We start from the raw sequence: 25,477 nt of genomic DNA on the forward strand, positions 1-25,477 counted from the left end.
TTATACGCCCCTACCCCATCCGCTCCAGCTCGTCGATCATCCCGGCGATGACCGAGAGACCACCGTCCCAGAACCTGGGGTCCTTGGCGTCCAGCCCGAACGGGGCGAGCAGCTCCGAATAGTGCTTGGTGCCGCCGGCCGCGAGCATCGCCAGATAGCGCTCGGCGAACCCCTCGGCGGCATGCTCGTAGACGGCGTAGAGCGAGTTCACGAGGCAGTCCCCGAAGGCATAGGCGTAGACGTAGAACGGCGAATGGATGAAGTGCGGGATGTACATCCAGAAGTTCTCGTAGCCCGGCTTGATCTCGATCGCCTCGCCGAGGCTCTCGGTCTGCACCGACAGCCAGATCTGTCCCAGCCGCTCCGCGGTCAGTTCGCCGTTCTTGCGCTCGGTGTGGACAGCACGCTCGAACGAATAGAACGCGATCTGCCGCACCACCGTGTTGATCATGTCCTCGACCTTGCCGGCGAGCAGCGCCTGGCGCTGCCTCGCGTCCTTGGTCTCGGACAGCAGGCGCCTGAAGGTCAGCATCTCGCCGAACACGCTCGCGGTCTCGGCCAGCGTCAGCGGCGTCGGCGCCATCAGCGCACCGTTCTTCGCTGCCAGCACCTGGTGCACGCCATGACCGAGCTCATGCGCGAGCGTCATGACGTCGCGCGGCTTGCCCTGGTAGTTCATCAGCACATAGGGATGTGCCGAGGGCGTGGTCGGATGCGAGAACGCGCCCGGCGCCTTGCCCGGCCGCACCGGCGCATCGATCCAGCTCTGGTCGAAGAAGCGCTGGGCGATGTCGGCCATCTCGGGCGAGAAGCCGCGATACGCCGTCAGCACCATGTTCTTGGCCTCGGGCCAGGCGATGGTGGCATTGGCGGCGAAGGGCAGCGGCGCGTTGCGGTCCCAATGCGCGAGCTTCTTCTTTTTGAACCAGCGCGCCTTGAGCTGATAGTAGCGGTGCGACAGCTTCGGATAGGCCGCGCGCACCGAGGCCACCAGCGCATCGACCACCTCGCGCTCGACGCGATTGTTGAGATGGCGCGAATCCGCAACGTCCTGGAAGCCGCGCCAGCGGTCGGAGATGTCCTTGTCCTTGGCGAGCGTATTGGTGATCAGCGCGAAGGTTCGCTCATTGGCCTTGAAGGTCTTGGCCAGCGCCTCGGCGGCGGCCTTCCGCTTGGCGCCGTCACGGTCCTGCAGGAAATTCAGCGTCGGCTCGATCGCGAGCTCCTTGCCACCGACTTGAAACCGTAGACCGGCGATGGTCTGGTCGAACAGCCGGTTCCAAGCCGAATAGCCGGTCTGCGACTTCTCGTGGAACAGCTGCTCCACGCGATCCTCGAGCTGATACGGCTTGTCCTTGCGCAGATCCTCGATCCACGGCCGGTAGTGACCGAGCGCGGGCGTCTCCATCGCGCGCGCGATCACGGCGTCGTCGATGCGGTTGAGCTCGAGCGGAAAGAACAGCAGATGCGTCGACGCGGCCGTCAGGCGCTCCGAGATGTCGCCGTAGAATTTCGAGATCGCGGGATCGACGCTGTCGCCGGCATGCGCGAGACCCGCGAAGGAGCCGAGCCGTCCGGCGAGGTCGTCGATGGCCTCGTAGCGCCGCACGGCTTCTGCGAGCCATTCGCCACCGTCTTCGCGCGCCACATGCTCGGCAAGCTTGCCCTTGTAGTCGGTCTCAAACGCGACGCATTCGGCATCCATCTTCGCGAGATCGTGAGCGATCTCCGGCGCGTCGATGCCCATATAGAGATCGCCGAGATTCCATTCGGGTAGCGTCCCGATCCCCGTCTTGGCCGCGACCACCTTCTTCGCCGGCTTTGCAGACGATTTGGCCGTCGCGCCACGCTTGGTCTTGGCGGCTGCCTGCTTCGACGGAGTCTTGACAACGGACTTCTTGGCCGGCCTGGCCTTGGCAGTCTTTGACGCGGTTTTGGGCGGAGGAGCAGCTTTGGTCGGCTTGCGAAGGGCAGAAGAGGCGCGCGAGGTCATCGGATGGGTAACCTGTTGTTCGAACGTTTATCCCGATCAGCGAGGTTTAAGGTTGCGTTAATCGGCGTCGGCGAGAGTGCCCCGATTCGAGACAGATAGTCGTAGCGTGCAAGGAAAGCCATGGCTGCCAGCATTTTGATTGCCGATGATGATCCGGTCCAGCGCCGGCTGGTGGAGAACATGGTGCAGAAATGCGGCTACGAGGCGGTCGTCGTCGAGACCGGCGACGCCGTCATCGAGAAGCTGACGAATCCTGATGCCGGCCCCATCGACGCCATCGTGCTCGACCTCGTGATGCCCGGCCTCGACGGCATGGGCGTGCTCTCCAAGATGCGCGAGACGGGGATCTCGATACCCGTGATCGTGCAGACCGCGCATGGCGGCGTCGACAACGTGGTCTCCGCGATGCGCGCCGGCGCGCAGGACTTCGTCGTCAAGCCGGTCGGCATCGAGCGGCTCCAGGTCTCCCTGCGCAATGCGCTCAATACCTCGGCCCTGAAGGGCGAATTGCAGCGCATCCGGCACAGCCGCGAGGGGCGCCTGACCTTCGCGGACATCATCACCCGCGCCGAGGCGATGGCGCCGATCCTGCGCATCGCGGAGAAGGCCGCGGCTTCGTCGATTCCCGTGCTGATCGAAGGCGAATCGGGCGTCGGCAAGGAGCTGTTCGCCCGCGCGATCCACGGCACCAGCGAGCGCAAGACGAAGCCGTTCGTCGCCGTCAATTGCGGCGCGATCCCGGACAATCTGGTGGAATCGATCCTGTTCGGCCACGAGAAGGGCGCATTCACCGGCGCGACCGAGCGTCACATGGGCAAGTTCGTCGAAGCCCATGGCGGCACGCTGTTCCTCGACGAGGTCTCGGAGCTGCCGCTCACCGCCCAGGTCAAGCTGCTGCGCGCCCTGCAGGAGGGCGCCGTGGAAGCCGTCGGCGGCCGCAAGCCGGTCAAGGTCGACGTGCGCATCATCTCGGCGACCAATCGCAGGCTGCTCGACCGCGTCAAGGAAGGCCACTTCCGCGAGGATCTGTTCTACCGGCTGCATGTGCTGCCGCTCACCGTTCCGCCGCTGCGCAGCCGCCGCGAGGACATCCCGCATCTGTTGCGGCATTTCCTCGCGCGGTTTGCGGCTGAGGAGAACCGCGCCATTTCGGGCATCACCGGCGAGGCCGTCGCCTATCTGACCAAGCTCGACTGGCCCGGCAATATCCGCCAGCTGGAAAACGCGGTCTACCGCGCCGTCGTCATGGGCGAGAGCGACCAGCTCGGCGTGGCCGATTTTCCGCTGATTCCCACCCACGCGCCGCCGGTGGAGCCTGCGCCGGCCCTCACCGTGGAGCGGCCCGTTCCTCCCCTGCCTGCGATGGTGCCGGGTAGTGAAGTCCCCATTGCCCCCCTGCCCTCGCATGGGTTCCTGCCGCTGCTCACCGCAAGCGGCGAGGTGCGGCCGCTCGAGGAGATGGAGCATGAGATCATCCGTTTCGCCATCGCCCATTACCGCGGCCAGATGTCTGAGGTGGCACGCCGCCTCAAAATCGGACGTTCGACGCTCTACCGCAAGCTCGACGAGGCCAATGGCGAGACGCCCGCGACGGAAAGCCCGCCGCTTGGCTGAGCCGCTCGGATCCTCACCATGGTCGCGCTTGGCTGTCGTCCGAAAAAGGCCGCAAGTCTTGGCAACACTGGAACATCTGAACCGTTGCCTTGCGGTGACAGACAAAGGAAATAACGCGTGGCACAAGCGCACGATCGGTTTGGCCGGGGTTTCCCAAGAGTCAGTTTGTCGTGAGTTGTCCCGTGTGGCGCTGGCCGCAGAAGTGGGGCTTGAGTATCGTTTGGGCGTGAATCATTGCGTGCAGACGTGAACCATCCTCACCGGCGGTACCGACGCCGAAGCTGGCAGATCGACCTTGTTACACCTGTTCCAGCCGGGACAGATCATCCGAGGGATTGACGATGCGAGATTGTGTGACCACCCGTGGCGGATATGACCGCGTGCTCATGGCTGTCGCGGCGACCTTCCTCGCGGTGTCCTCGACCTCTGCTTTCGCCCAGAGCGATCCGCCCCGCAGCAGCGCGGCCGAGCTCGCCATCGATGCGGCGATCCCGTTCCCGGAGCCGGCCAACGTGCCGCCGCCGACCGCCAGCGACTTCAAACTCGACACCACCGCCACCGTGTCGCCCGACCCGGCCAAGGCGCCGGAGACGACGACCAAGCCGCTCGACTCTGCTGCGGCGCCTGCGGCCGATCCTGCCAAGACCATCGCCACACCGCCTGCAGCAGCCCCTGCGACCGCGACAGTCCCAGAGCCGGTCAAGGCCGCCAGCACCGTTCCCGCCGCCGATCAGCCGGTTGCCGACCGTCTGCGCGACCTGATGGCGACCAAGGCGACAAGGTATTTCGACCGCAAGGCCGAACGCGCCGCCGTCGAGAAATTCTACATCGGCCGCGACTACGCGCCGATCTGGACCCAGGGCGGCAACCTGACGGCCGCCGCGAAGGGCGTCATCGCCCGTCTCAAGGATGCAGCAGCCGATGGCCTCAATCCCGGCGACTATCCGGTGCCGGACTTCGCGGCCGCAGCCTCCGCACCGGACGCACTGGCGGAGGCCGATCTCAGGCTCACCGAGAGCATGATGGACTACGCCCGCCAGGCGCAGAGCGGCCGCATGCACTGGTCGCAGGTCTCGGCGGACATCCAGTATCCCGAGCACCCGATCGACCCGAACGAGGTGCTGGCCAACGTCACCGGCGCCAAGGACGCCTCCGCGGCGCTGGAGAGCTACAACCCGCCGCACCGGCTCTACAAGCTGTTGAAGGCCAAGCTTGCCGAGCTGCGCGGCGTCACCGACGGCGCGCCCGTCATCATCGACGAAGGCCAGCCGCTGAAATACACCCCGGCCCGCGGCAAGAATGCGCAGGAAGCCGAGGCGCAGATGTCCGACCCGCGCGTGCCCAAGCTGCGCGCCAAGCTCGGTCTCACCGAGAATGCCGACGACATCCGCTACGACGCCAAGGTCGCCGCCGCCGTCCGCAAGTTCCAGGAGAGTGTCGACCTCAAGCCGACCGGGGTGCTCGACGACCGCACCGTGAAGGCACTGAACACGCCCAAGCGTGACAAGCAGATCGATACGGTCCTCGTCAACATGGAGCGCTGGCGCTGGTTGCCGCGCGACCTCGGCGCGCCGGCGATCGGCGACGCCTATGTGATCCTCAACATCCCCGACTACACGCTGAAGGTGATGCAGCACGGCGCGCAGGTGTGGACCACCCGCGTGGTGACCGGCAAGCCCGGACAGCATGCGACGCCGCTGCTCAGCGAGACGATGAAGTTCATCACGGTCAATCCGACCTGGAACGTGCCGCCGTCGATCATCTACAACGAGTATCTGCCGGCGCTGCAGCAGGACCCGACCGTGCTGGACCGCATGGGCCTGCGGCTGGAGCGCGCGCGCGACGGCTCGATCCACATCTCGCAGCCGCCGGGCGAGGCCAACGCGCTCGGCCGCATCCGCTTCAACTTCCCGAACAAGTTCCTGGTCTATCAGCACGATACGCCTGACAAGAACCTGTTCGCCCGTGAAGAGCGCGCCTTCAGCCACGGCTGCATGCGCGTGCAGTATCCGGATCAGTACGCGTCGGTGCTGCTCAACATCACCATGCCGAACGAGCGCTACACGCCCGAGCGCATCCGCAGCATGTACGGCCGAAGCGAGATCGACCTGAAATTCCCGACGCCGATCCCGGTCAACATCACCTACCAGACCGCCTTCGTCGACGAAGCCGGCAAGCTGCAATTCCGCAAGGACATCTATGGCCGCGACGCCACCATGATCGCGATCCTGAAGAACAACCGCGGCAAGGATCTCGAGAACGTCGTCGCCCACGCCCAACCCAGCTACGCGCGTCCGAAGGGGGCGCTGCCGAACTCGGTCAGCCTCAGCGACAACAGCTTCTCCTCCGGCCCGAACTTCTTCGAGCGTCTGTTCGGTGGCGGTGGCCCGCCGACGCCGCCGGCGCCGGTCGGCCGCCCTGCCCGGCGTGTCTTCACCCGCTGATCGGGCCGCCGATCACGGTCACAATTTCCATTTGGAGATCAAAGGCCTCGCCGATCGGCGGGGCCTTTGCTTTAGGTTAACCACAAGGATCAACCAAGATTCGATGGCTCTTTTTCGCCACACTCAAGAGTATATGTTAAGGGTAATTGGGGGGCGGGCCGGTCAGTATCCCTTAACCATCCCGCCTTAGGTAAGCGTTTCCTCTCTCTTCCGCCGGACGGGCCGCAAGAGGGTAATCGAGTAAACGCTCGTCGACGGGGTGGGCTGCATCTTGCTGTCTGTTTTCGCGCGCCAATCTGTTTCGCTCACGAGGGCGGGTTGGAAGGCTGGATGCCAATGCGGGCTGGCGGCGCTGCTGCTGCTCATCGGCGCCGGCTCGGTGCATGACGCAGCGGCGCTGAATGAAACCCACACCCTCTCCTTCCACCACACCCATTCCGGCGAGGACCTGACGGTCACCTTCAAGCGCGAGGGCCGCTATGACGAAGACGCGCTGAAGAAGCTCAATCACTTCCTCCGCGACTGGCGTACCCAGGACGAGACGGTCATGGACCGCCGCCTGTTCGACATCCTCTGGGAAGTCTATCGCGACGTCGACGCCAAGCAGCCGATCCAGATCATCTCGTCGTACCGGTCGCCCGCCACCAATTCGATGCTGCGCCGTCGCTCGGCGCATTCCGGTGTGGCGCGGCATAGCCAGCACATGCTGGGCCACGCGATGGATTTCTACATTCCCAATGTGCCGCTGGAGCAGATCCGCTTCGCCGGCCTGCGCCTGCAGCGCGGCGGTGTCGGCTTCTATCCGACCTCCGGCTCGCCCTTCGTGCACCTCGACACCGGCAACATCCGGCACTGGCCGCGGATGACGGCCGACCAGCTCGCCCGCGTCTTCCCCGACGGAAAGACCGTTCACGTGCCGAGCAACGGCGTTCCGCTCAAGGGCTATGAGCTGGCGAAGGCCGAGATCGAGAAACGCGGCAATGGCGATGACGCGTCGTCCAGCCGCCCCAACCTGTTTGCACGGCTGTTCCGCGGTCGTCCGAGCGAGGATGACGACGAGTCTGGCGAGAGCGAGAGCAAGGCCGACGCCAAGCCGGTCCAAACCGCGGCACTCGCCGCCAAGCCGGCTGACAAGAGCTCCGACAAGGACAGCCGGACCGCCGAGCGAGCGGTGGACAGCAAAGCCGCCACCGCGCGTGGCAAGATCGCCAATGCGCTGCAGCTGGCCTCCGCGGATGCGCAATCTGCCGCTCAGCCCGTGGCGACCAAGCCCGAGACGAAGTCCGAAACGACGGGTGCTGTCGGCAGCAAATCCAGGGACGGCGCGCCGCAGAGCGTCGCCGACATCATCAATTCGCGCGGCTTCTGGGGTGACAATCCTGGGACGCCGAAGCAGGCAACCCCCGAGCAGGTTGCCGCGATCACGGCGCGCCGTGCGCTGTCGTCGATCGATCAGCAACAGACCGCGAGCCTGATGCAGGCCATGGCCTTCGCGCCCCCGGCCTCCTCTCCGCTCGATCGCGCCAATGCCGCCTCCACGACCGCCATCCCGGTGCGAAACTCCCGCCCGGCGACCCGCAGCGTCACGCCGGCGCCGGAGCCCGCCCCGGTGGCGGCGAAGAACGGGCAAGGTCAGGACGGCGCCATCACGATGGCGACGCGAATCTCGGCGGCCAAGGGCCCCGATTCGACCTGGATGCGGGCCATCATGCTGACGCCGAGCGCATCGTCATCGATGTCCGTGACGAAAATGGGCGACGTGGACCTCACCGCGATGCGCAGCTATTTCGTCAAGCCGCAGGTCGCGCTGGCGATGAGCTTCGCCGCCGAGCCGACGCCGGGACTGAGCTATGACCAGTTCACAGGGCCGGCGATCATCAAGCTCGAAACCAAATCCTTCGCCATGCGCGCGGCAGCCTTGCGCTAACGCCGCTGTGGCCGGCTCGTCGTTCTCCTCAGCATTGACGCGTTTGGAGTGCGGCGTCGATCGCCGCAGCACGCGCATGCCGCCGGCGCGCCGAGCCGAATCGCGAGAAAGCGAATGCCCCGTCAGGGGCCGGCGGAGGTCTCCTGCGGGTAAGCGAGGCCGGCTGCTCAGATCATTCCGAGCGCCTGCATATAGGTCTCGAGGATGCTTTCCTCTTCCTGCCGCTCGTTCGGGTCCTGCTTGCGCAGCCGGATGATCGTGCGCAGCGCCTTGACGTCGAAGCCATTGCCCTTGCTCTCGGCGTAGACGTCCTTGATGTCTTCGGAGATCGCCTTCTTCTCCTCCTCGAGACGCTCGATCCGCTCGATGATCGACTTGAGCTGGTCTACGGCAAAGCGGGTCGCGGGCGAGTCGTCGTCCTTCGCGGCGGCGGAGGTGGCCATCTGATACTCCTGAGTGGAACTCTGTGTCCAAGGAAGGCGCCAAAGGGCGCTGCGTGTTCGCCGCGAACCCTCAAATCTGGCGTGCCCTGCGTCAAGGCGACATCGACCTCATCCACAGAGCGCCCACATCTTGTTGGCCTGCGCAGCGTCAAGCCCGCGCAAGCCGCCCGCGCCACTTGTGTTTCGTCGCCATCGCGCGCAGCACCCGATTCGCCGTTCGAAGCCCCTGCCAAGTCTGGACTCGCGCGCGCAGGGCAACACAGCGCGTCTCCTGCGCGCTCGTTCCGGATTCAGTGGCCCGGATGCGCCTTCTTGAACGCTTCGTGCTGCTCGGCGCTCGCCTCGCGCTGGTACTTCGCCTTCCATTGCTCGTAGGGCATGCCATAGACCGCCTCGCGGCTCTCGTCCCTGGTCATTGGCGCCCCCTGGGCGTCGGCGGCGTCCTTCAGCCAGTTGGAGAGGCAGTTGCGGCAGAAGCCTGCCAGGTTCATCAGATCGATGTTCTGAACGTCGGTTCTGGTCCGCAGATGCTCGACGAGCCGGCGAAAGGCGGCGGCTTCGAGCTCGGTCCGGGTGGTGCTGTCCATCGTCATCTCTTTGTTCCCTGTTCCGCGCCGTGACGGATGTCTGCTATATAATGAGGCTTCGTCGCAGATTTGGCCATATCGCAGCACCGTCAGGAGGAGCGAGGCGCTGGATCGCAGCGGCTTCGCACGAGATCGTCATGGCGTTGATGGCCGCAGCCAAGCCCAGCGACATCGTTCAACGGTTGATATAGCGTCGCGCAATGATCCCGAAAATCTCCTCTCTCTTGCATCGCAATCCCTTCCGCCCCGGTTACGGACTGCTTTCGCTGCTTGGGTTGGCCGCGCTCTGTCTGTGGTCGTCCCCGGCGGCCGCCGATTTTCGGCTCTGCAACAACACCTCCAGCCGGGTCGGGATCGCCCTCGGCTACAAGGACGCCGAAGGCTGGACCACGGAAGGCTGGTGGAACGTGTCGTCACGCAGCTGCGAGACGCTGCTCAAGGGCACGCTGGTGGCGCGCTATTATTACATCTATGCGCTGGACTATGACCGCGGCGGTGAATGGTCGGGACAGGCCTTCATGTGCTCGCGTGACAAGGAATTCACCATCAAGGGCACCGACAATTGCCTGGCCCGAGGCTTCGACCGCACCGGCTTCTTCGAGGTCGACACCGGCGACCAGCGCGCCTGGACCGTGCAGCTCACGGAGGCCAATGAGCAGCCGGCGCAGCAGCGCGTTCCGGGTATCCCGGGCACGCTCGGGCCCGGAGGCAACGTCCCCGGTCTGCCGAATGGGCCGCAGGGCACGCCGCCGGCGGCCGCGCCGGCCCTGCCGCCAGGGCAAGCACCCAAGCCATGAGGCGGCTGCGACGCATCAAGATCCTCGCCACGCTCGGTCCCGCCTCCTCGGACAGCACGATGATTCGCAAGCTGTTCGAGGCCGGAGCCGACATCTTCAGGATCAACATGAGCCACACCTCGCACGACAAGTTGCGGGAGCTGGTGGCCACGATCCGCAGCGTGGAGGCGAGCTACGGCCGCCCGATCGGCATTCTGGTCGACCTCCAGGGCCCGAAGCTCAGGCTCGGCACCTTCGCCGAGGGCCCGGTTCAGCTCAACAACGGCCAGAGCTTCGTGCTCGATTCGGACAAGACGCCGGGCGATGTGACGCGGGTCCACCTGCCGCATCCGGAAATCCTGGCCGCCCTGCAGCCGGGACATGCGCTGCTGCTGGATGACGGCAAGGTGCGGCTGATCGCCGAGGAGACCTCGCCGACCCGCGCCGTCACCCGGGTCGTGATCGGCGGCAGGATGTCCGACCGCAAGGGCGTGAGCCTGCCGGACACCGACCTGCCGGTCTCGGCGATGACGCCGAAGGACCGCGCCGACCTCGATGCAGCCTTGAACGTCGGCATCGACTGGATCGCGCTGTCCTTCGTGCAGCGCGCGGACGACGTGCTGGAAGCCAAGAAGATCATCCGCGGCCGCGCCGCGGTGATGTCCAAGATCGAGAAGCCGCAGGCGATCGACCGGCTCAACGACATCATCGATGTCTCCGATGCCTTGATGGTGGCGCGCGGCGATCTCGGCGTCGAGCTGCCGCTGGAGCGCGTGCCCGGACTGCAGAAGCAGATGACCCGGCTGGCGCGCCGCGCCGGCAAGCCGGTGGTGGTGGCAACGCAGATGCTGGAATCGATGATCCAGTCGCCGGTGCCGACCCGCGCCGAGGTCTCCGACGTCGCCACCGCCGTCTATGAAGGCGCCGACGCCATCATGCTGTCGGCCGAGTCGGCCGCCGGCAAATACCCGGTCGAGGCGGTCTCGACCATGAACCGCATTGGCGAGGAGGTCGAGCGCGACGTGGTCTATCGCTCGGTGATCGCGGCGCAGCGTCCCGAGCCGGAATCGACCGCGGGCGATGCGATCGCCGAGGCCGCGCGGCGGATCGCGGAAAATCTCGATCTTCCTACGATCATCTGCTGGACCTCGTCCGGCTCCACCGCCATCCGTGTCGCGCGCGAGCGGCCGAAGCCGCCGGTGGTCGCGATCACGCCCAACCTGGCGACCGGGCGCCGCTTGTCGGTCGTCTGGGGCGTGCACTGCGTGGTGGCCGAGGACGCGCGCGACCAGGACGACATGGTCGAGCGCGCCGGCTCGATCGCGTTCCGCGACGGCTTCGTCCGCGCCGGACAGCGCGTCATCATCGTCGCCGGCGTGCCGCTCGGCACGCCCGGCACCACGAACATGGTGCGGATCGCCTATGTCGGGCCGTCGAGCGACGCCCATATCTGAGACGACCTATTGGGTCGTATCGATCGCACCCAATCCGGCCGTCGACGGGGGCTTGAGCCGCGCGATCACCGGACAGGCCTCGATGGCAATGCCGGCGGCGCCAGGAATGCGCTCGCAGCCACGCGACGCATCGATCTGGAGGTCGTAGTCGGCGAGCACCTCGAGCCGCGGCGGGTTGTCGGCCGGGCTTCTGGACAGATACAGCGCCCATACGCCTCCCGGCAGCGGGTTGGCCAGGCCGTTGCGAACCCGGCGGTCAAGCACGCCGCCAGGCACGATCGGCACCACGAGCTCGGACAACTGATAGACGCGCGAGCCCTGTGGCAGGAACGACGTGACGTAGCCGAGCGGCTTCTGCAGCAGCAGGAATGTCGCCGGACGCTGCAGGTTGGCCGCGAGCTGCGGCCGATAGGGGTCCGACCACGACCGCCGCATCCAGTCGGTCGGCTGCGACGCCAGCGCGATGCCGAGCGCGGCCATCACCGTGACGGCTTGCGTCATCCGCCGCGACGGTGACACGTCCAGGCCAGAGCCCGCCTGCCAGGAATCGATCAGGCGGATGAGCAGCAGGACGATCAGCGGCGCCGACAACAGCTCGAGCGGCATCAGATAGCGTTGGATCGAGAAGGCCAGCATCCACAGGACGTAGCTGAGCCAGAAGAAGATCAGGAGGCGACGCTCGCGCAGCGGCAGCACCTCGCGCCGCCGCCACAGGCCGGTGACGATCAGCGCGACGAGCAGCACGATGACGATGGCGAAGCGCGGATCGCGGAACGGCCATTCCGACGAGGGATGCTTGCCGATCACCCAATAGAATGGATAGGCGAGCGCATCGAGCAGTCCCTGCGGCATGAAGCGCGTATCGACGATCGAGGCCTGCGGCGCTTCGGGCGAACGGAAGATCGTGTTGTAGAACGGAAACAGCGGGCTGCCGTAGTCGCGCGCCATCTTCAGCGCCCACGGCCCCGCGGTCACGATCGCGCCGGCCGCACTGCCGGCCCCGAACGCGACGATCGCGCGCCACGGCCGCGCCACCAGCAGCAGCGACACGCCCGCTCCGACCAGAAACGTCGCATTGGTGAGCTTCAATCCCGTGGCCGCGCCGATCAGCAGGCCCGCGGCGACGAAACGGCGGCCGCGCGCGTCATCTTCCCCGAAGATCAGCGCGATGCCGGCGAGGATCGGAATGGTCGTCAGAATGTCGGCGAAGCTGGTGCCGACCTCGGACAGCGCCATCGGACTGAGGGCGGCGATGATGAGCGCGGCGCTGAGCGTGGACGCGTCAGCCGCGCGCCCGAGCAGCACGCGCGCGACCCAATAGACCAGCGCGAGATTGAGGCCGTGCAGCGCGCCCAGCGCGACGCCCCACCACGGCGCCTCGAGCCCGTGGCGGACCGCGTAAGGCAGCAGGTAGATCAGCGGATTGAGGAAGCTCTGAAAGCCGCCGGGCGCCACATCGACATCGAAGCGGCCGTGCAGCAGCGCGAAGCCGGCATAGTCGTGATAGTTCTGCCAGTCCCAGTTGATATCCTCACCGGCGAGATACGCATAGACGGCGCCGGCGGCGGCCGATCCGGCGATGACGAGGCGCGTCGCCAGAGGGTTGCGTGCAATCGACATCGTCCGAGGAGGCACCTGGAGTGAGGCAAGGGCGGCCTTCTCGCGGCGCGCCAGCCCCCACCATCGCCGCGACGGGTGAATCCTTGCTTAAGCGCGGCCTTGCCCGACAGGCATGGGTGACGCGGACTACGCGCCGACCAGGTTCCTGACCGGCAGCACGGCCTGCACGACGAGACCGCGCGCACGCGCATCCATGACGCCGACCGCGCGCAGCGCCAGTAGGGTGACCGCCTGAACGGTGTCGCGGAGTTTGGCAGGGTCGTCGGGATTCTCTGTCGCCAGCGGCCCCACCAGCGCCTCGTGCAGCGCGCCGAGCAGCGCGGTCGCGGCCAACTGGGTGTCCTGCGCCGGAAGGTGGCCGGCACGGACGGCCGCGTCGATCCGCGAGGCGATCTCGCCGACGATCTCGCGGCGGCTCGCGATCCGTGACGCCGTCACGTCGACGTCGACCGGCTCGGCCAGGATGCCCCAGGCGAGCTTGCGCTGCGACAGGATGTGCACTGCCACCGTGGATACCGCGGCAGCCAGGGCCGAGGACGGCCCAGGCGCCGCATCGGCGGCGCGCCGGACGGCAGCGAGCTCGTCGCGCGAGACTTCCGCGATCAGCTCCGAGATCAGATCGGCCTTGGAAGGAAAGTAGCGATAGACGGTGCCGGCTGCGACATTGGCCCGGATCGCCACCGGGGCGATCTGGACGGCCGACATGCCGCCTTCCGCGGCGGTTTCGCGCGCGGCTGCCAGAATCGCACTGCGGCGGGCCGCCAGCCGCTTCACGACCTGATGGGTTCGCCGATAGACCATGGCGTTTCTCGTCCCGGACGCGCTCGTCCAGGGCACCCGGCGAACGCTGGTTCAGTGTTTTTGGAGGATCGACCTCACAAATGGCTGGGAAGAACTGAACACTTGTTCACGCGATAAGACAAGAGAAATCATGACCCTGTGCCGCGTGATCGATACGTCAGGCGTGCGCGAGCGCCATGCCGGCGGGCGCCGGCTGCCGACGCCACCACGAGCCGGCGCGCGCCAGCACCAAGCCGGCCATGATCAGATTGGCGGCGAGCCCAAGCGGAATCCCGGACAGCATGAACGTGATCTGAAGCGCCGCGATGCCGCCGAGCGCGGGCAGCTCGTAGCGGCGAAAGCCCTCGGCGAGGCCGATCCGCATCAGCCACGCCACGGCGATGGCCTGAACCATCATGTCGTACATGAACAGATAAGGCGTCGTCAGCAGCAGTCCGACGGCCAGCGCGGCCGCCTTCAGAGCATAGCGCACGGGGCTGCGCCACAGCATCACCAGCACGACCGCAACGGCCGCGGTCAGCACCCATTGGAAGGTCCAGCCGAGCGCTTCCGAGCCGCCGAAATAGCGCACCAGCGAAAACAGGCTCTGCAGCTTCCACCAGGTCGCCTTGCCCTCGGTCAGGAACGCCTGCGAGAACATCGGCAGCCAATGGAAGAAGGCCTGCCAACTCTCCAGCCCGAAGGCGAGCCATGACAGCAGCGCCAGCACGATGGCGGTGACGCTCGCAGAGATGAAGGCTGTCCAGCGCTGGGTGGCGATCAGCACGATCGGGAAGAGCAGGCCATATTGCGGCTTGTAGGTCAGCAGGCCGAGACAGATCCCCGCCAGCACCGGCCGCACCGGCAGCAGATAGAGTGTGCCGCCGACGAGCGCGGCGGTGAGGCATCCGTTCTGCCCGACCAGCGCGTTCGAGAACAGGGCCGGAAAGCCGGCTGCGAGCAGCAAGCCGAAGCCGCGGCCGACGATCGCGCGCATGGCGAGCGCATAGGGAACGAAGCTGGCATAGACCCAGCCGACAAAGGCGAGCGTGTAGGGAAATTGCGCCAGGAACGCCGCGACGAACAGGAATGGCGGCGGGTAGTGCCAGGCGAAGTAGCCCGGAAAATCCTGCCGCAGCAGAGCGAGCTCGACCTGGCGCTGCACGTCCCAGTCCCAGGCCAGCGCCGGATGTCCCTGCAGCGCGAGCTTGCCGGCCGCCCAGACATTGACGAAGTCCGTGGGAATGCCGAGCCCGGCCTGGTCCCAGATCCAGGTGCCCGACCACAGTCCGGCCGGGAAGAACGAGGCGTTGATGCAGGCGAGCGCAAAGCAGGCCGCGAACAGGCCGAGCGGAACGTCACGACGCTGCGATGGGATCGCGGCGGCATCAGGATTGTCGGCCATCTGGACCTCGCCCCGCGCTGCATGGATGCATTCCCGATCGAGACATAGGCGCGGACGCTTGAAGAAGGCTTAAGCGCGGGCAGCGGCGCGCGACTGCCGGCGCCGCACCGATTGTTTACTCGCAAACTGTATCGCAGGGGTCCGAATGCAACCAACGGCGGCAGGCCGGGGAGATCCCATGTTCGTTCATCGCGCTCTCATCGCCCTGCTCGTCTGCGTCATTTGTCCGGCCGCAAGCCGCGCCCAGGACAAGGGGCCCGTGCGCGTCTCCTCCGACGTCAGCTATGAATATCTGGCCCGCTGGGACGTCGCCCGGCTGAACACCATCCTCACCGTCGACACGCCGAAATTCGCGGGCGTTTCGGTGACCTACACCCCGGCCCGCAACGCCGTCCGGCTCTATCGCGTCACCTATGCGTCCGTCATCCCCGAGCGCGGAAACAAGCCGATCACGGCGAGCGGCCTGCTCGCAGTGCCCGAGACCGGCGAGACCAGCCTGCCGATGGTGTCCTATCAGCACGGCACGGTGTACGGAAAGCAGGAGGTGCCGTCGTTTCCGGAGCAGTCGCCCGAGACCCAGCTGATGATCGCGCAGTTCGCGGGACAAGGCTATCTGCTGATCGGCGCCGATTATTTCGGGATGGGCATCTCGACCGAGCCAGAAGGCTACATGGTGAAGGCCAGCCATCAGCAGGCCACCTACGACATGCTGCGGGCGAGCCGCGCGGTGCTCGACCAGATGAAGCTGACGAGCGCCGGGCTCGACATCGCCGGCTGGTCGCAAGGCGGCTTCGTGACCATGGCCTTTCTCGAGAAGCTCGAAAGCGCCGGCCTGCCGGTGACGGCGGCGGCGACCGCGAGCGCTCCTGTCGACGTGTCCGTGGCGCTCAACGGCTTCCTCAGCTTCCCGCGCAAGAACGACGCCGCCTGGGTCAATTCGCTGTTCATCCTGTCGGCGTTCGCGTTCGAGAACTACTATGCGGTGCCGGGGCTGGCGCGCTCGGTGATCAGCGACAGCTACTACGATGTGGCGCGCAAGGCCTATGAGCGCGAGCCCTTCAACGTCGCCGACGTCCCGACCGATCTGCACAAGCTGCTCAAGCCCGACTATTTCGATGCGGAGTATTTCGCGGCGTCGGCCTACGGCCGCCTGGTCGCGCAGACGCAGGCCTATCGCTGGATCATCAAGACGCCGGTGCGCAACTATTACGGTGAGACCGACGAGGCGATCTCGACCGGTCTCGGCCGCCTGGCGATGACCTACCAGCAGGCGATCGGGGCCGGTAACAGCAAGGTCGAGGCGGTGTCGACCGGGCCGACCAGCCATCGCGGCACGTTCGCGACCGCCGTCCCGCAGTGGAAGGCCTGGTTCGACAAGCCGTGATGCGCGCGGCGCCGCTGGATGCGGTCCGCGGCAACCCCGTCAACACACGGACTTCTCCCACGCTCATAACCTGCGGTTCGGACCACCGCCGGCACCGATCTCCAAGCAAACAAAAGGCCCGGCTGCAAGCCGGGCCTGTCGTTTCTCTTAATCTTCCGGATCAGACGGGCTGACCGCCGGATGTCCGTTGCATATCAACCCTGGCTCACGCCTGAGGCTGCGGCTCCAGGCCCGGATCGGGTCGCGGCCGCGGCTTGCCGGCCGGCGGCACGGCCGACGCCCGCGGCGTCGACGGCTCGATCGCCGATTCGCGGTTCGGCTTCTTGCCCTTCAGGAGGTCGTTGATCTCCTCGCCGGTCAGCGTCTCGTATTCGAGCAGCGCCTGGGCGATCGCTTCCCAATCGTCGCGCTTCTCGGTGATGATGCGGCGCGCCTCCTGCTCGCCGGCCTCGATCAGGCCGCGAATTTCGGAGTCGATCAGGCGGGCGGTATCGTCGGAGATGTTGGTCGAGCGCGCCACCGAATGACCCAGGAAGACCTCCTGCTCGTTGCTCTGGTAGCGGACGCGGCCGAGCTTGTCGGACATGCCCCATTCCATCACCATCGCACGAGCGAGGTTGGTGGCCTGCTGGATGTCGCCGGTGGCGCCGTTGGTCACCTTCTCCGGACCGAACTTCTGCACCTCGGCCTCACGGCCGCCGAACATCATCGCAAGCTTCGAGACGCACCACTCACGGGTATGCGAGTGGCGGTCGGCCTCGGGCAGCGACTGCACCATGCCGAGCGCGCGGCCGCGCGGAATGATGGTCGCCTTGTGGATCGGGTCGTGGCTCGGGACGTTGAGGCCGACGATCGCATGTCCCGCCTCGTGATAGGCGGTCAGCATCTTCTCTTCCTCGGTCATGACCATCGAGCGGCGCTCAGCGCCCATCAGCACCTTGTCCTTGGCCTCCTCGAACTCGGACTGCGTTACCATCCGCTTGTTGCGGCGAGCGGCGGTCAGAGCGGCCTCGTTGACGAGGTTCATCAGGTCGGCGCCGGAGAAGCCGGGGGTGCCGCGGGCGATGGTCTTGAGATTGACGTCCGGCGCCAGCGGCACCTTGCGGACGTGAACCTTGAGGATCTGCTCGCGGCCGATGATGTCGGGGTTCGAGACCACGACCTGGCGGTCGAAGCGGCCGGGACGCATCAGCGCCGGATCGAGCACGTCGGGCCGGTTGGTGGCCGCGATCAGGATCACGCCCTCATTGGCCTCGAAGCCGTCCATCTCGACCAGCAGCTGGTTGAGGGTCTGCTCGCGCTCGTCATTGCCGCCGCCGAGACCGGCGCCGCGATGACGACCGACAGCGTCGATCTCGTCGATGAAGATGATGCAGGGCGCGTTCTTCTTGGCCTGCTCGAACATGTCGCGGACGCGGCTGGCGCCGACGCCGACGAACATCTCGACGAAGTCAGAACCCGAAATGGTGAAGAACGGCACGTTGGCTTCGCCGGCGACGGCGCGCGCGATCAGCGTCTTGCCGGTGCCGGGAGGGCCGACCAGCAGCACGCCGCGCGGGATGCGGCCGCCGAGCCGCTGGAATTTGCCGGGATCGCGCAGGAATTCGACGATCTCCTGCAGGTCCTGCTTGGCCTCGTCGACGCCCGCGACATCCTCGAACGTCACCCGGCCATGCGCCTCGGTCAGCATCTTGGCGCGCGACTTGCCGAAGCCCATCGCCTTGCCGGCGCCGCCCTGCATCTGCCGGGAGAGGAAGATCCAGACGCCGATCAGCGCGATGAAGGGCAGCCACGACACCAGCAGCGACACGAACCACGGCACGTTGTCGCCGGGCGGCTTGGCCTGGATGTTGACCTTGGCGTCGTACAGGCGCTTCACGAGGTTCGGATCGCTCGGCGCGTAGGTCTGGAACGACGAGCCGTTCTTGAAGGTGCCGTGAATCTCCGGCCCCTGGATCACGACGTCGCGCACATTGCCCTGATCGACCTCGGTCAACAGCTGCGAGAAGTTGATGTCGGTCGACGACGCGCGTTGCCCCGGGTTCTGGAAGAGTGTGAACAGCGCCAACAGCAACAGGACAATAATGACCCAAAGGGCGAAATTGCGCAGATTGGCGTTCATCGATTTTCCTTCGTGGTCGCGCGGATCGCGGCCGTTCGTCCTCGGACTCATCCCTGGGTAGCCACGAGGGAATCCCCCGGTCGACCATCTCGTAATCTAGGTACCACTCGCCGCAATGCCAAGGGAACTAGAAAGGACTATTTATCGCATCCTAGCCCGATTCCCGCTCAAAAAATGGCGCGGGAAAGCGCCGCCAAGGCAGGTGGTTAAGCGTCCGCGAAGGCGGTGAACCGCTTCAGACCCCGCGCGACCGCCGCGGCGGCGCGGGCGTGATGCGGATCGTCTCTCTCGTCATGCTTACCAGTGCACCAGCCAGGGTCTGTTTTAGCCTGCCCGGAGCAGACGTACCACCATCTGCGATCTCCGCAAGAGTCCGGTCCAGCCGCGCCAGCAGCGACTCTGCCTTGCCGAGTTCCACGGGACCTTCGGTTCCAACGCGGTTGATCGCGCGCATCAGCAGCCGCAGCCTGATTTCGGCTGGAAGTGCGACAAAGGCGCGCGCCTCGAAGGTCTCGCCGTGAATCGCGCCCACCGGCCTGCTCCCGGCCGCGCGCAGTGCAAGATAGCGTTCGGCGCCATCCACCATCAATTCGATCGCGGCATTGGCCCGTCCGAGCCGGTCGGCCAGCGTCGCCAGCGTCCGGGCATCGCCGCCCTCGGCGGCCAGAGCCGGCATCAGGGCGCGCAGCCGCGGCCGGGTGAAGGCGGGATCTTGATTGGTCGGATCATCTGCGAAAGGGATGCCGGCCGAGCGCAGCGTCGCCACCAGCCTGGCCTTGGCAACGTCGAGCAGAGGCCGCGCCAGCAACAGCCCTTCACGCTCGCTGAGCGGTGCCATCGCCGCGAGCCCCGCGATGCCGCTGCCGCGCAAGAGTCGCATCAGCACGGTCTCGGCCTGGTCGTCACGGGTGTGGGCGGTGACGACGTGTCCGGCGCCAGCCTGCCGCGCGGCGCGTGCCAGCAGGCGATATCTTGCCAGGCGCGCCGCTTCGGGAATCCCAGTGTCCGGCTTCTCATCGTTCCAGCGCAGGGTCCGGTGTGGAATTGCCAGCCTGCGCGCGGTCTCCTTCACCATGCGGGCTTCACGGGCGGACTCGCGCCGCAGCGCATGGTCGACCGTCACGGCCACAAGGCGCGGCCCCTCCGCGAGCCCCGCGCGCCACTGCGCCGCGAGCCACATCAGAGCCATCGAATCCGGACCGCCCGACACGGCGAGCACCAGCGCGGGCGCCCCCGAAAGCGGGGCGAACAGGCGCTCGGCTTCGGCTGCGGAGATCGCAGGATCGGCTTCGGAACGGGCCTTCGACATGGCGCCGCAGCCTACCCGCCCCGCCGATTATAGGCGAGAGGCTCCCCCTCGCCCGGGGACGTTCAGCACTTCACCCGCTTCTGCTCGCGATCGACGGTCGCCTTCACGCCCGCCGAGGCGCGCGGATATTTACGCGTCACTTCGCCGAACGCGGCGCAGGCGGCCTCCTTCTCCTTCAGCGCGGCCAGCGACTGGCCGAGCCGGAGCAGCGCATCCGCCGCCTTGCCCGACTTCTCATATTTCGTCGTCACGGCGAGGAAGACCTCGGCGGCATCGCGATATTGCTGACGCTGGTAGAAGCTCTCGCCGAGCCAGTATTGCGCGTCGCCGACCATCGGATCGTTCGGATATTTCTGGGTGAAGTTGCGCATCGTCTGCTCGGCCAGCGCGTAGTCGCGGCGCTGCATGTAGCCGATGCCGAGGTCGTATTCGTCGCGCGGCGTCTGCCGCGGCGGCGCGGTCTCCAGTCCGCCAGCGCCGGGAGCGGCGGCCGGCGGAGCACCCTGGGGATAGCGACCGCCCGTGTTGGCGAGAGTCGTGGGATCGCCGGCGGGACGGCCGGCGGGCTGGCCGCCACCCGGCTGGATCGGCAACTGGCCGCCGCCGAGCGCTTGCGGGGCGCCGGGAGCCGTCGGATTCTGGCTCGGATCGAACGCATCGCCGCGGCGGCCCCGGCCAGGGGCCGCGGGCTCCTGGACGATTTGCACCGGCGCGCCGGCCTGCGGCTGCGCGTAGCCCGGCTGCTGCTGGGGATAGGCCTGTTGCGGCTGGCCGTACGGCTGCTGGCCATATTGCTGCTGGCCGTTGGCCGGCTGAGCAGCCTGGCCGTAGGCGGGATTGGCCTGCGCCGGCGCGGCCGCGGTCGGCTGCGCCGCGGCGGCGCCCCCAGGTGCTGCGCCCTGCAGTTGTCGCAGCCGCTCCTCGAGCTGGCGATTGCGATATTGCAGCTCCTCGTTCTGACCGGTCAGTTGCCGGAGCTGATTTTCGAGCCGCTGAATCCGGATCTCGGGATCATCATCATCGGTCTGGGCGAGCGCCCGCGACGAAAATGCCTGGCACGAGAAAATGACGAGCGCGGCGAGGATCGCGGCGGCGCTCCGTGGAAGAAACATGAACGACATGCTGCCCTGACGACCAGATCGGCGAGACGTTGAAAACAGGCCTGTGAGCGTGGCTGTAAAGCAGAAATGCGACGGATACAAATGACGTTCAAGCGAAGAAAAAACCAAGTCCGGCCGAGACCCGCCGACAACAAACGATGAAGCCGGCGTCGATGGGCGACGCCGGCTTCATCAGCAACGGATTCGTTCAGCTTTATGAACTGGCGTTCAGGACCGTCACCGCACGGCGGTTCTGCGACCAGCACGAGATGTCGTTACAGACCGCCACCGGCCGCTCCTTGCCGTAGGAGATCGTGCGCATGCGGCCCTGGTCGATGCCGCGCGACGCCAGGAAGTTGCGGACCGACTGCGCGCGCCGCGCGCCCAGCGCAATGTTGTACTCGCGGGTGCCGCGCTCGTCGGCGTGGCCCTCGATCGTGAAGGAGTAGCGCGGATAGCTCTGCAGCCACTGCGCCTGCTTCTCCAAGGTCGCGATCGCCTGCGGCGTGAGATCGGTCTGATCGCTCTCGAAGAAGACGCGATCGCCGACATTCACGACGAAGTCCTGCTGGCTGCCTGGAGTCGCAGCGCTGGCCATCGCCCCGTCGGCCCCGGTGAGATTCTTGTTGGCGCAGGCGCCCATCGACAGCGCCACGGCCAGCACGGCGGCCAACTTCAATCCCTGGAGGATACGCATCTGATATTTCATTCCCGGAGCCTCCACGCTCACGTTCTTAGACTGCCATCCGGTCTACAGGGCGATGGTTAAGCGAACGTTCCGTCAACCTTGATGGGGTCTTGCCGAACCCCGTCAAATGCTAACGAAACCCGAAAAGCGACCGCGATGGTTAATGGGTTGTAAATGTGGCGCCAGGGTGAAGGCAAGCCGCTCAGCGCCTGCAGCAGGGCGCTTTTTCGCTGATTTTTGCATCGCTGCCACGGTGCGAACCGGCCGGACGGCCGAACTGGCCCCGATATCGGCCGACGATCAGCCAGCCCTCGCGACCGCGTGAATCCTGAACGAATCAGTGAAGGCGTCCGGCGCCGGACGATCGAACAGCATCCGTCGCTCGAACGCGCTCGATCGCATGAACGGAAAGCGCTGGAACACGCGATCGCGGATCGAAGGATAATGCGCCGCCACCAGGCCGACCGGCTTGGTGAGACCGGAGTAGAGCCGCGGTTCACCCCATGGTTCCTGCAGGAACACCTTCTTGTAGAACGCACGATGCTCGGGGCGCACGTTGGCGAGACCGATGTCCGCATTGAAATGGGCGCAGGCAACGTAGCCGAGCCGGACGGTCACATAGGGAAGCGCCGGAAACAGCCGCGCCTTCTCATGGTCGGCGACGAACCGAGTCGGGTCGATGATGACCTTGCCGCGATCGAGCTCGGGATGCAGCAGGTCGGCGAACATGTCCGAGGACAGCGATCGGCGCCATTGCGAGTTCAGCACGCTGATGCGGATCGAGCTGTAGAGCTCGCCATTGACGTAGACGCCGAAGATGAAGCTGTTGGGAAGATCGTCATATTCGTCGCTGACGCGTTCGCTGGGCGACGGCAGGATGGCGCCTTCACGCAGGTAGGCGCGGTAGCGCAGCCGATAGATCTCGTCCTTGTCTTCAGCAGTCAACGCCAGTCGATAGTCCACGTTCTCCAGCACATCCGACTTCTGCTCAGCAACGGCACTCACTCTAGCCGCCGACTTCATCCGCAACCCCTTTTCACACAACTCCTACGAGCAGTATGAGCTTAACAGCGGGTTAATGCCGACGCAAAGCTTTCGCCGGTACAAAGTTAACGGCACGTAGAATCCCGGAGGCGTAACCGTGACTTACGGGATTGGATGCTACGCTGGACGATTGCTTCGGATCACTTGCGTATCAAATCGAAACGGATTCGCTTGGCATGCACGTGCGATGTTTCCGAACGATGCGACGTGGGGTTGTTACATTGCCATTCCCATACGAGCCATGCTCGGACCGGCGGGATGCTGCGCACAGAGCCGCCTTCAGCACTGGTCGGTCTTTCCCGGCACCACCGCATCAAGGCGGAGGTCGGGCGATCAAGCGATCGAACGTGTCCCGCCGGCGGCCGCGATCGCCCCGTCGCTCGAACGGCGCCCATGCGATGCATTCAGGAGCTGCCGGATGCGGATGGCGGGGACGGGCCGGCTGAACAGATAGCCCTGCGCCTCGGTGACCGTACCGTCGGCGCTGACCAGTTCGAGCTGCTCGTTGGTCTCGATGCCCTCCACCACCACCGACATGCCGAGATCGGCGGACAATCTTGCGACACCGCGCAACAGGGTCAGCGGCCGATCGCTGTCGATTCCTTCGAGGAATGAGCGATCGATCTTGACCTTCTCCAACGGGAAGTTGTGCAGATAGCTGAGGCTCGAATAGCCGGTGCCGAAATCATCGAGCGAAATACGGACCCCGAGCATGTGCAGCTGCGACAGCACATCGTGGGTGAGCTGAGTGTTGCGCAACAGCGAGGATTCGGTGATCTCGATCTCGAGCCGATGCGGCGGCAGCCCGGACACTTCGAGCGCGTAGCGGACCTCACTGAGCACATCGCGCTGATGGAACTGCTGCGGCGAGAAGTTGACGGCGACGCTGACCGCATCCGGCCATTTCATGCATTCCAGGCAGGCCTTGCGCAGGATCCAGCGGCCGAGATCAACGATCAGGCCCATGTCCTCGGCGACGGGAATGATGTCGACCGGCGAGACCGTGCCGCGCACCGGGTGGTTCCAGCGCAGCAGCGCCTCGCAGGTCGAGATCTTGCCGGACTTCAGGTTGACCAGCGGCTGGTAGAACAGCTCGAACTCCTCGTTCGCCAGCGCCTTGCGCAGGTCGAGCTCGAGGATGCGGCGTGCTTCCACCGTCTGGGCGAGTTCATCGCGGAAGAAGCAGAAGGTGCCGCGTCCCTCCGCCTTGGCGCGATACAGCGCCATGTCGGCATTCTTCAGCAGGGTGTCGGCGCTGATCCCCGGCGCGGTCATGGCGATGCCGACACTGGCGCCGATCTCGACCAGGTGATTGTCGATCTTGTAGCGCTCGCTGAGCTGGTCGACGATCCGGCGCGCCAGCATCGCCGCGTCGTCGTTGGAGCGGATGTTGCGCTGGAACACCACGAACTCGTCGCCGCCGAAGCGCGCGACGAAGTCTTCAGGACGCAGCATGTCGCGCAGCCGCTCGGAGACCGCGCAGAGCAGTTGATCGCCGCAGGGGTGGCCGAGCGTGTCGTTGACCTGCTTGAAGCGGTCGAGATCGACGAACAGCAGCGCGGACAATTCGCCGTGCCGCTGCGGAATCCTGAGCAGCCGTTCGATCTCGTCGCGGAAGCTGACGCGGTTCGGCAAGGTCGTGAGCTCGTCGTAGCGCGCCAGATGCGAGATGCGCGCCTCGGCATGCCGGCGCTCGGTGATGTCCTCGAGCAGGACCACGGCGCCGCCGTCGGCCATCGGCTGGAAGGTCCAGGACAGCGACCGGTCGCGCGCGACGTCGGGATCGCTGGTAATGACATTATGGGTCTTGGTGTGCTCGATCTCGGCCAGGATCAGCCGGCCGCTCGAAGCGGAGATCGAGCCTGCAATCACGCAGGCGTTGATGATGTCGGCCGCCTTGCCGCCACGCTGCAGGATGTCATCCGGCAGGCTCATCATCTGGCCGAAGCGATGGTTCATCACGGCCAGACGCCCGTCGGAGCGGAACATGCACAGGCCGTGCGGCATGTTGTTCAGAGCCGTATCGAACTGCTTGGCCAGTGCGGCCTCGCTTTCGCGCGCCACGAAGGCCTGGACGAAGATCCGCTGCAGGTTGGTCGAGATGTGTTTCAGCGACACGAAGAACAGGACGCAGAACGCCGCCATGCCCAGGTAATAAGGGCTGCCGTGGATCGCGAGGGCCACTGCGAGCGGTCCGCAGGCGAGCAGGATCTGGACGTGGAAGATCCAGGGCCGCCCGTAGGTCCGGCCCGCGCCCGCCGACATGTAGCAGAGCGTCACCGTGATCGCGATCAGGTGCACCACCGGGTCGCTGTTGTCGACCAGGGCGACCACGCACCAGACGCCGAGCACCAGCGCATAGATCATGGCGCCGATCTGGTAGCGAACCTCCCAGCGCTCGACCGCCTCCTGCGTGAGGCGGCCGTTGTCGCACAGGCTTCGATAGTAGCGCATGTCGAGCGAACGGAACGCCCCTGCGATGATCAGCATCGCGGCACACGGCCACAGATTGACGTCGCCGCTCTTGATCGCGGTCATGACGGCGGCGACGGCGGCGCAGAGTGCGCCGGCGAACATCGGGCCGGGATCCTGGAAGAGGGAGTCGACGAGAGCCGCCTGGATCGCAGGCGACAACTTTCGATCGTCTTCTCCGTTCTGAGTGGCAAGCTGCATTCGTGCGCACGCGTCCTGTTCGGTGCACAAACATTACCGCTCGCAGGTGAAGTCTTTCTGAGGGAACATCGTTAGCGGAGCGTTTCCGCGTTCGCGAAGTGCACGAATTCGCTC

The 25,477-nt window shown here is 66.0% G+C and carries 18 protein-coding genes; 6 read left to right on the plus strand and 12 right to left on the minus strand.

The window, feature by feature from the left end:
* Positions 1-10: 10 nt before the first annotated feature.
* On the minus strand, positions 11-1,993 hold the full coding sequence (locus tag ACQR03_RS26605; protein WP_315753921.1) for a M3 family oligoendopeptidase: 1,983 nt from the start codon (positions 1,991-1,993) through the stop codon (positions 11-13).
* Between the two features lie 120 nt (positions 1,994-2,113).
* On the opposite strand from ACQR03_RS26605, the gene ACQR03_RS26610 reads away from it, so the two are divergent.
* From ACQR03_RS26610 to ACQR03_RS26620, 3 genes are all read left to right on the plus strand, one after another.
* Entirely contained in the window at positions 2,114-3,607 is a 1,494-nt protein-coding gene (locus tag ACQR03_RS26610) for a sigma-54-dependent transcriptional regulator (RefSeq protein WP_434841613.1), read from the plus strand.
* Positions 3,608-3,993: 386 nt separating this feature from the next.
* A complete protein-coding gene (locus ACQR03_RS26615; protein ID WP_315754013.1) occupies positions 3,994-6,051 on the plus strand; it encodes a L,D-transpeptidase family protein in 2,058 nt (685 codons plus the stop codon).
* Between the two features lie 271 nt (positions 6,052-6,322).
* Complete coding sequence (locus tag ACQR03_RS26620; RefSeq protein ID WP_315753925.1) at positions 6,323-7,978, plus strand: DUF882 domain-containing protein; 1,656 nt, start codon at positions 6,323-6,325, stop codon at positions 7,976-7,978.
* 167 nt (positions 7,979-8,145) lie between these two features.
* Here ACQR03_RS26620 and ACQR03_RS26625 read toward each other — a convergent pair whose 3' ends face one another.
* The gene (locus ACQR03_RS26625; protein ID WP_008961835.1) at positions 8,146-8,421 is read right to left on the minus strand and encodes a DUF2312 domain-containing protein; all 276 of its coding nucleotides are present in this window, start codon (positions 8,419-8,421) and stop codon (positions 8,146-8,148) included.
* Positions 8,422-8,711: 290 nt separating this feature from the next.
* Complete coding sequence (locus ACQR03_RS26630) at positions 8,712-9,014, minus strand: DUF1244 domain-containing protein (RefSeq protein ID WP_315717569.1); 303 nt, start codon at positions 9,012-9,014, stop codon at positions 8,712-8,714.
* Between the two features lie 194 nt (positions 9,015-9,208).
* Here ACQR03_RS26630 and ACQR03_RS26635 point away from each other — a divergent pair, with 194 nt between their 5' ends.
* Both ACQR03_RS26635 and pyk read left to right on the plus strand, forming a co-directional pair.
* On the plus strand, positions 9,209-9,805 hold the full coding sequence (locus ACQR03_RS26635; RefSeq protein WP_315717570.1) for a DUF1036 domain-containing protein: 597 nt from the start codon (positions 9,209-9,211) through the stop codon (positions 9,803-9,805).
* Positions 9,802-11,238, plus strand: coding sequence for a pyruvate kinase (gene pyk, locus ACQR03_RS26640; RefSeq protein WP_315753929.1), 1,437 nt, complete (start codon positions 9,802-9,804; stop codon positions 11,236-11,238). Before ACQR03_RS26635 ends, pyk begins: the two co-directional genes overlap by 4 nt.
* A 6-nt stretch (positions 11,239-11,244) precedes the next feature.
* Here the strand turns inward: pyk and ACQR03_RS26645 are convergent, their stop codons facing one another.
* The 3 genes from ACQR03_RS26645 to ACQR03_RS26655 all read right to left on the minus strand — a co-directional run bounded on the left by ACQR03_RS26645 (position 11,245) and on the right by ACQR03_RS26655 (position 15,043).
* Positions 11,245-12,858 carry a glycosyltransferase family 87 protein gene (locus ACQR03_RS26645; RefSeq protein WP_315753931.1) on the minus strand — a complete coding sequence of 538 codons (1,614 nt, stop codon included), beginning with the start codon at positions 12,856-12,858 and terminating at the stop codon, positions 11,245-11,247.
* Positions 12,859-12,984: 126 nt separating this feature from the next.
* The gene (locus tag ACQR03_RS26650) at positions 12,985-13,659 is read right to left on the minus strand and encodes a TetR/AcrR family transcriptional regulator (RefSeq protein WP_315753933.1); all 675 of its coding nucleotides are present in this window, start codon (positions 13,657-13,659) and stop codon (positions 12,985-12,987) included.
* A gap of 157 nt (positions 13,660-13,816) precedes the next feature.
* Positions 13,817-15,043 (minus strand): glycosyltransferase family 87 protein, encoded by a 1,227-nt coding sequence (locus ACQR03_RS26655; RefSeq protein ID WP_315753935.1) that lies wholly within the window; start codon positions 15,041-15,043, stop codon positions 13,817-13,819.
* A gap of 178 nt (positions 15,044-15,221) precedes the next feature.
* Between ACQR03_RS26655 and ACQR03_RS26660 the strand changes: the two genes are divergently transcribed.
* Positions 15,222-16,427, plus strand: coding sequence for an alpha/beta hydrolase family protein (locus ACQR03_RS26660; RefSeq protein ID WP_316193972.1), 1,206 nt, complete (start codon positions 15,222-15,224; stop codon positions 16,425-16,427).
* Positions 16,428-16,632: 205 nt separating this feature from the next.
* Here the strand turns inward: ACQR03_RS26660 and ftsH are convergent, their stop codons facing one another.
* From ftsH to ACQR03_RS26690, 6 genes are all read right to left on the minus strand, one after another.
* Positions 16,633-18,549 (minus strand): ATP-dependent zinc metalloprotease FtsH, encoded by a 1,917-nt coding sequence (gene ftsH, locus ACQR03_RS26665; protein ID WP_315717576.1) that lies wholly within the window; start codon positions 18,547-18,549, stop codon positions 16,633-16,635.
* Positions 18,550-18,784: 235 nt separating this feature from the next.
* Positions 18,785-19,858 (minus strand): tRNA lysidine(34) synthetase TilS, encoded by a 1,074-nt coding sequence (gene tilS / locus ACQR03_RS26670; protein ID WP_316166872.1) that lies wholly within the window; start codon positions 19,856-19,858, stop codon positions 18,785-18,787.
* A gap of 62 nt (positions 19,859-19,920) precedes the next feature.
* On the minus strand, positions 19,921-20,970 hold the full coding sequence (ybgF, locus tag ACQR03_RS26675) for a tol-pal system protein YbgF (RefSeq protein ID WP_315826697.1): 1,050 nt from the start codon (positions 20,968-20,970) through the stop codon (positions 19,921-19,923).
* 202 nt (positions 20,971-21,172) lie between these two features.
* Positions 21,173-21,667, minus strand: coding sequence for a peptidoglycan-associated lipoprotein Pal (pal, locus tag ACQR03_RS26680; protein ID WP_172133860.1), 495 nt, complete (start codon positions 21,665-21,667; stop codon positions 21,173-21,175).
* Positions 21,668-21,946: 279 nt separating this feature from the next.
* On the minus strand, positions 21,947-22,669 hold the full coding sequence (locus tag ACQR03_RS26685) for an N-acyl amino acid synthase FeeM domain-containing protein (protein ID WP_315717579.1): 723 nt from the start codon (positions 22,667-22,669) through the stop codon (positions 21,947-21,949).
* Positions 22,670-23,023: 354 nt separating this feature from the next.
* Positions 23,024-25,363 carry a putative bifunctional diguanylate cyclase/phosphodiesterase gene (locus ACQR03_RS26690; RefSeq protein ID WP_315826695.1) on the minus strand — a complete coding sequence of 780 codons (2,340 nt, stop codon included), beginning with the start codon at positions 25,361-25,363 and terminating at the stop codon, positions 23,024-23,026.
* Positions 25,364-25,477: the final 114 nt, after the last annotated feature.

The organism is Bradyrhizobium sp. HKCCYLS3070, from assembly GCF_051167575.1.
In the GTDB taxonomy this organism is placed as follows: domain Bacteria; phylum Pseudomonadota; class Alphaproteobacteria; order Rhizobiales; family Xanthobacteraceae; genus Bradyrhizobium.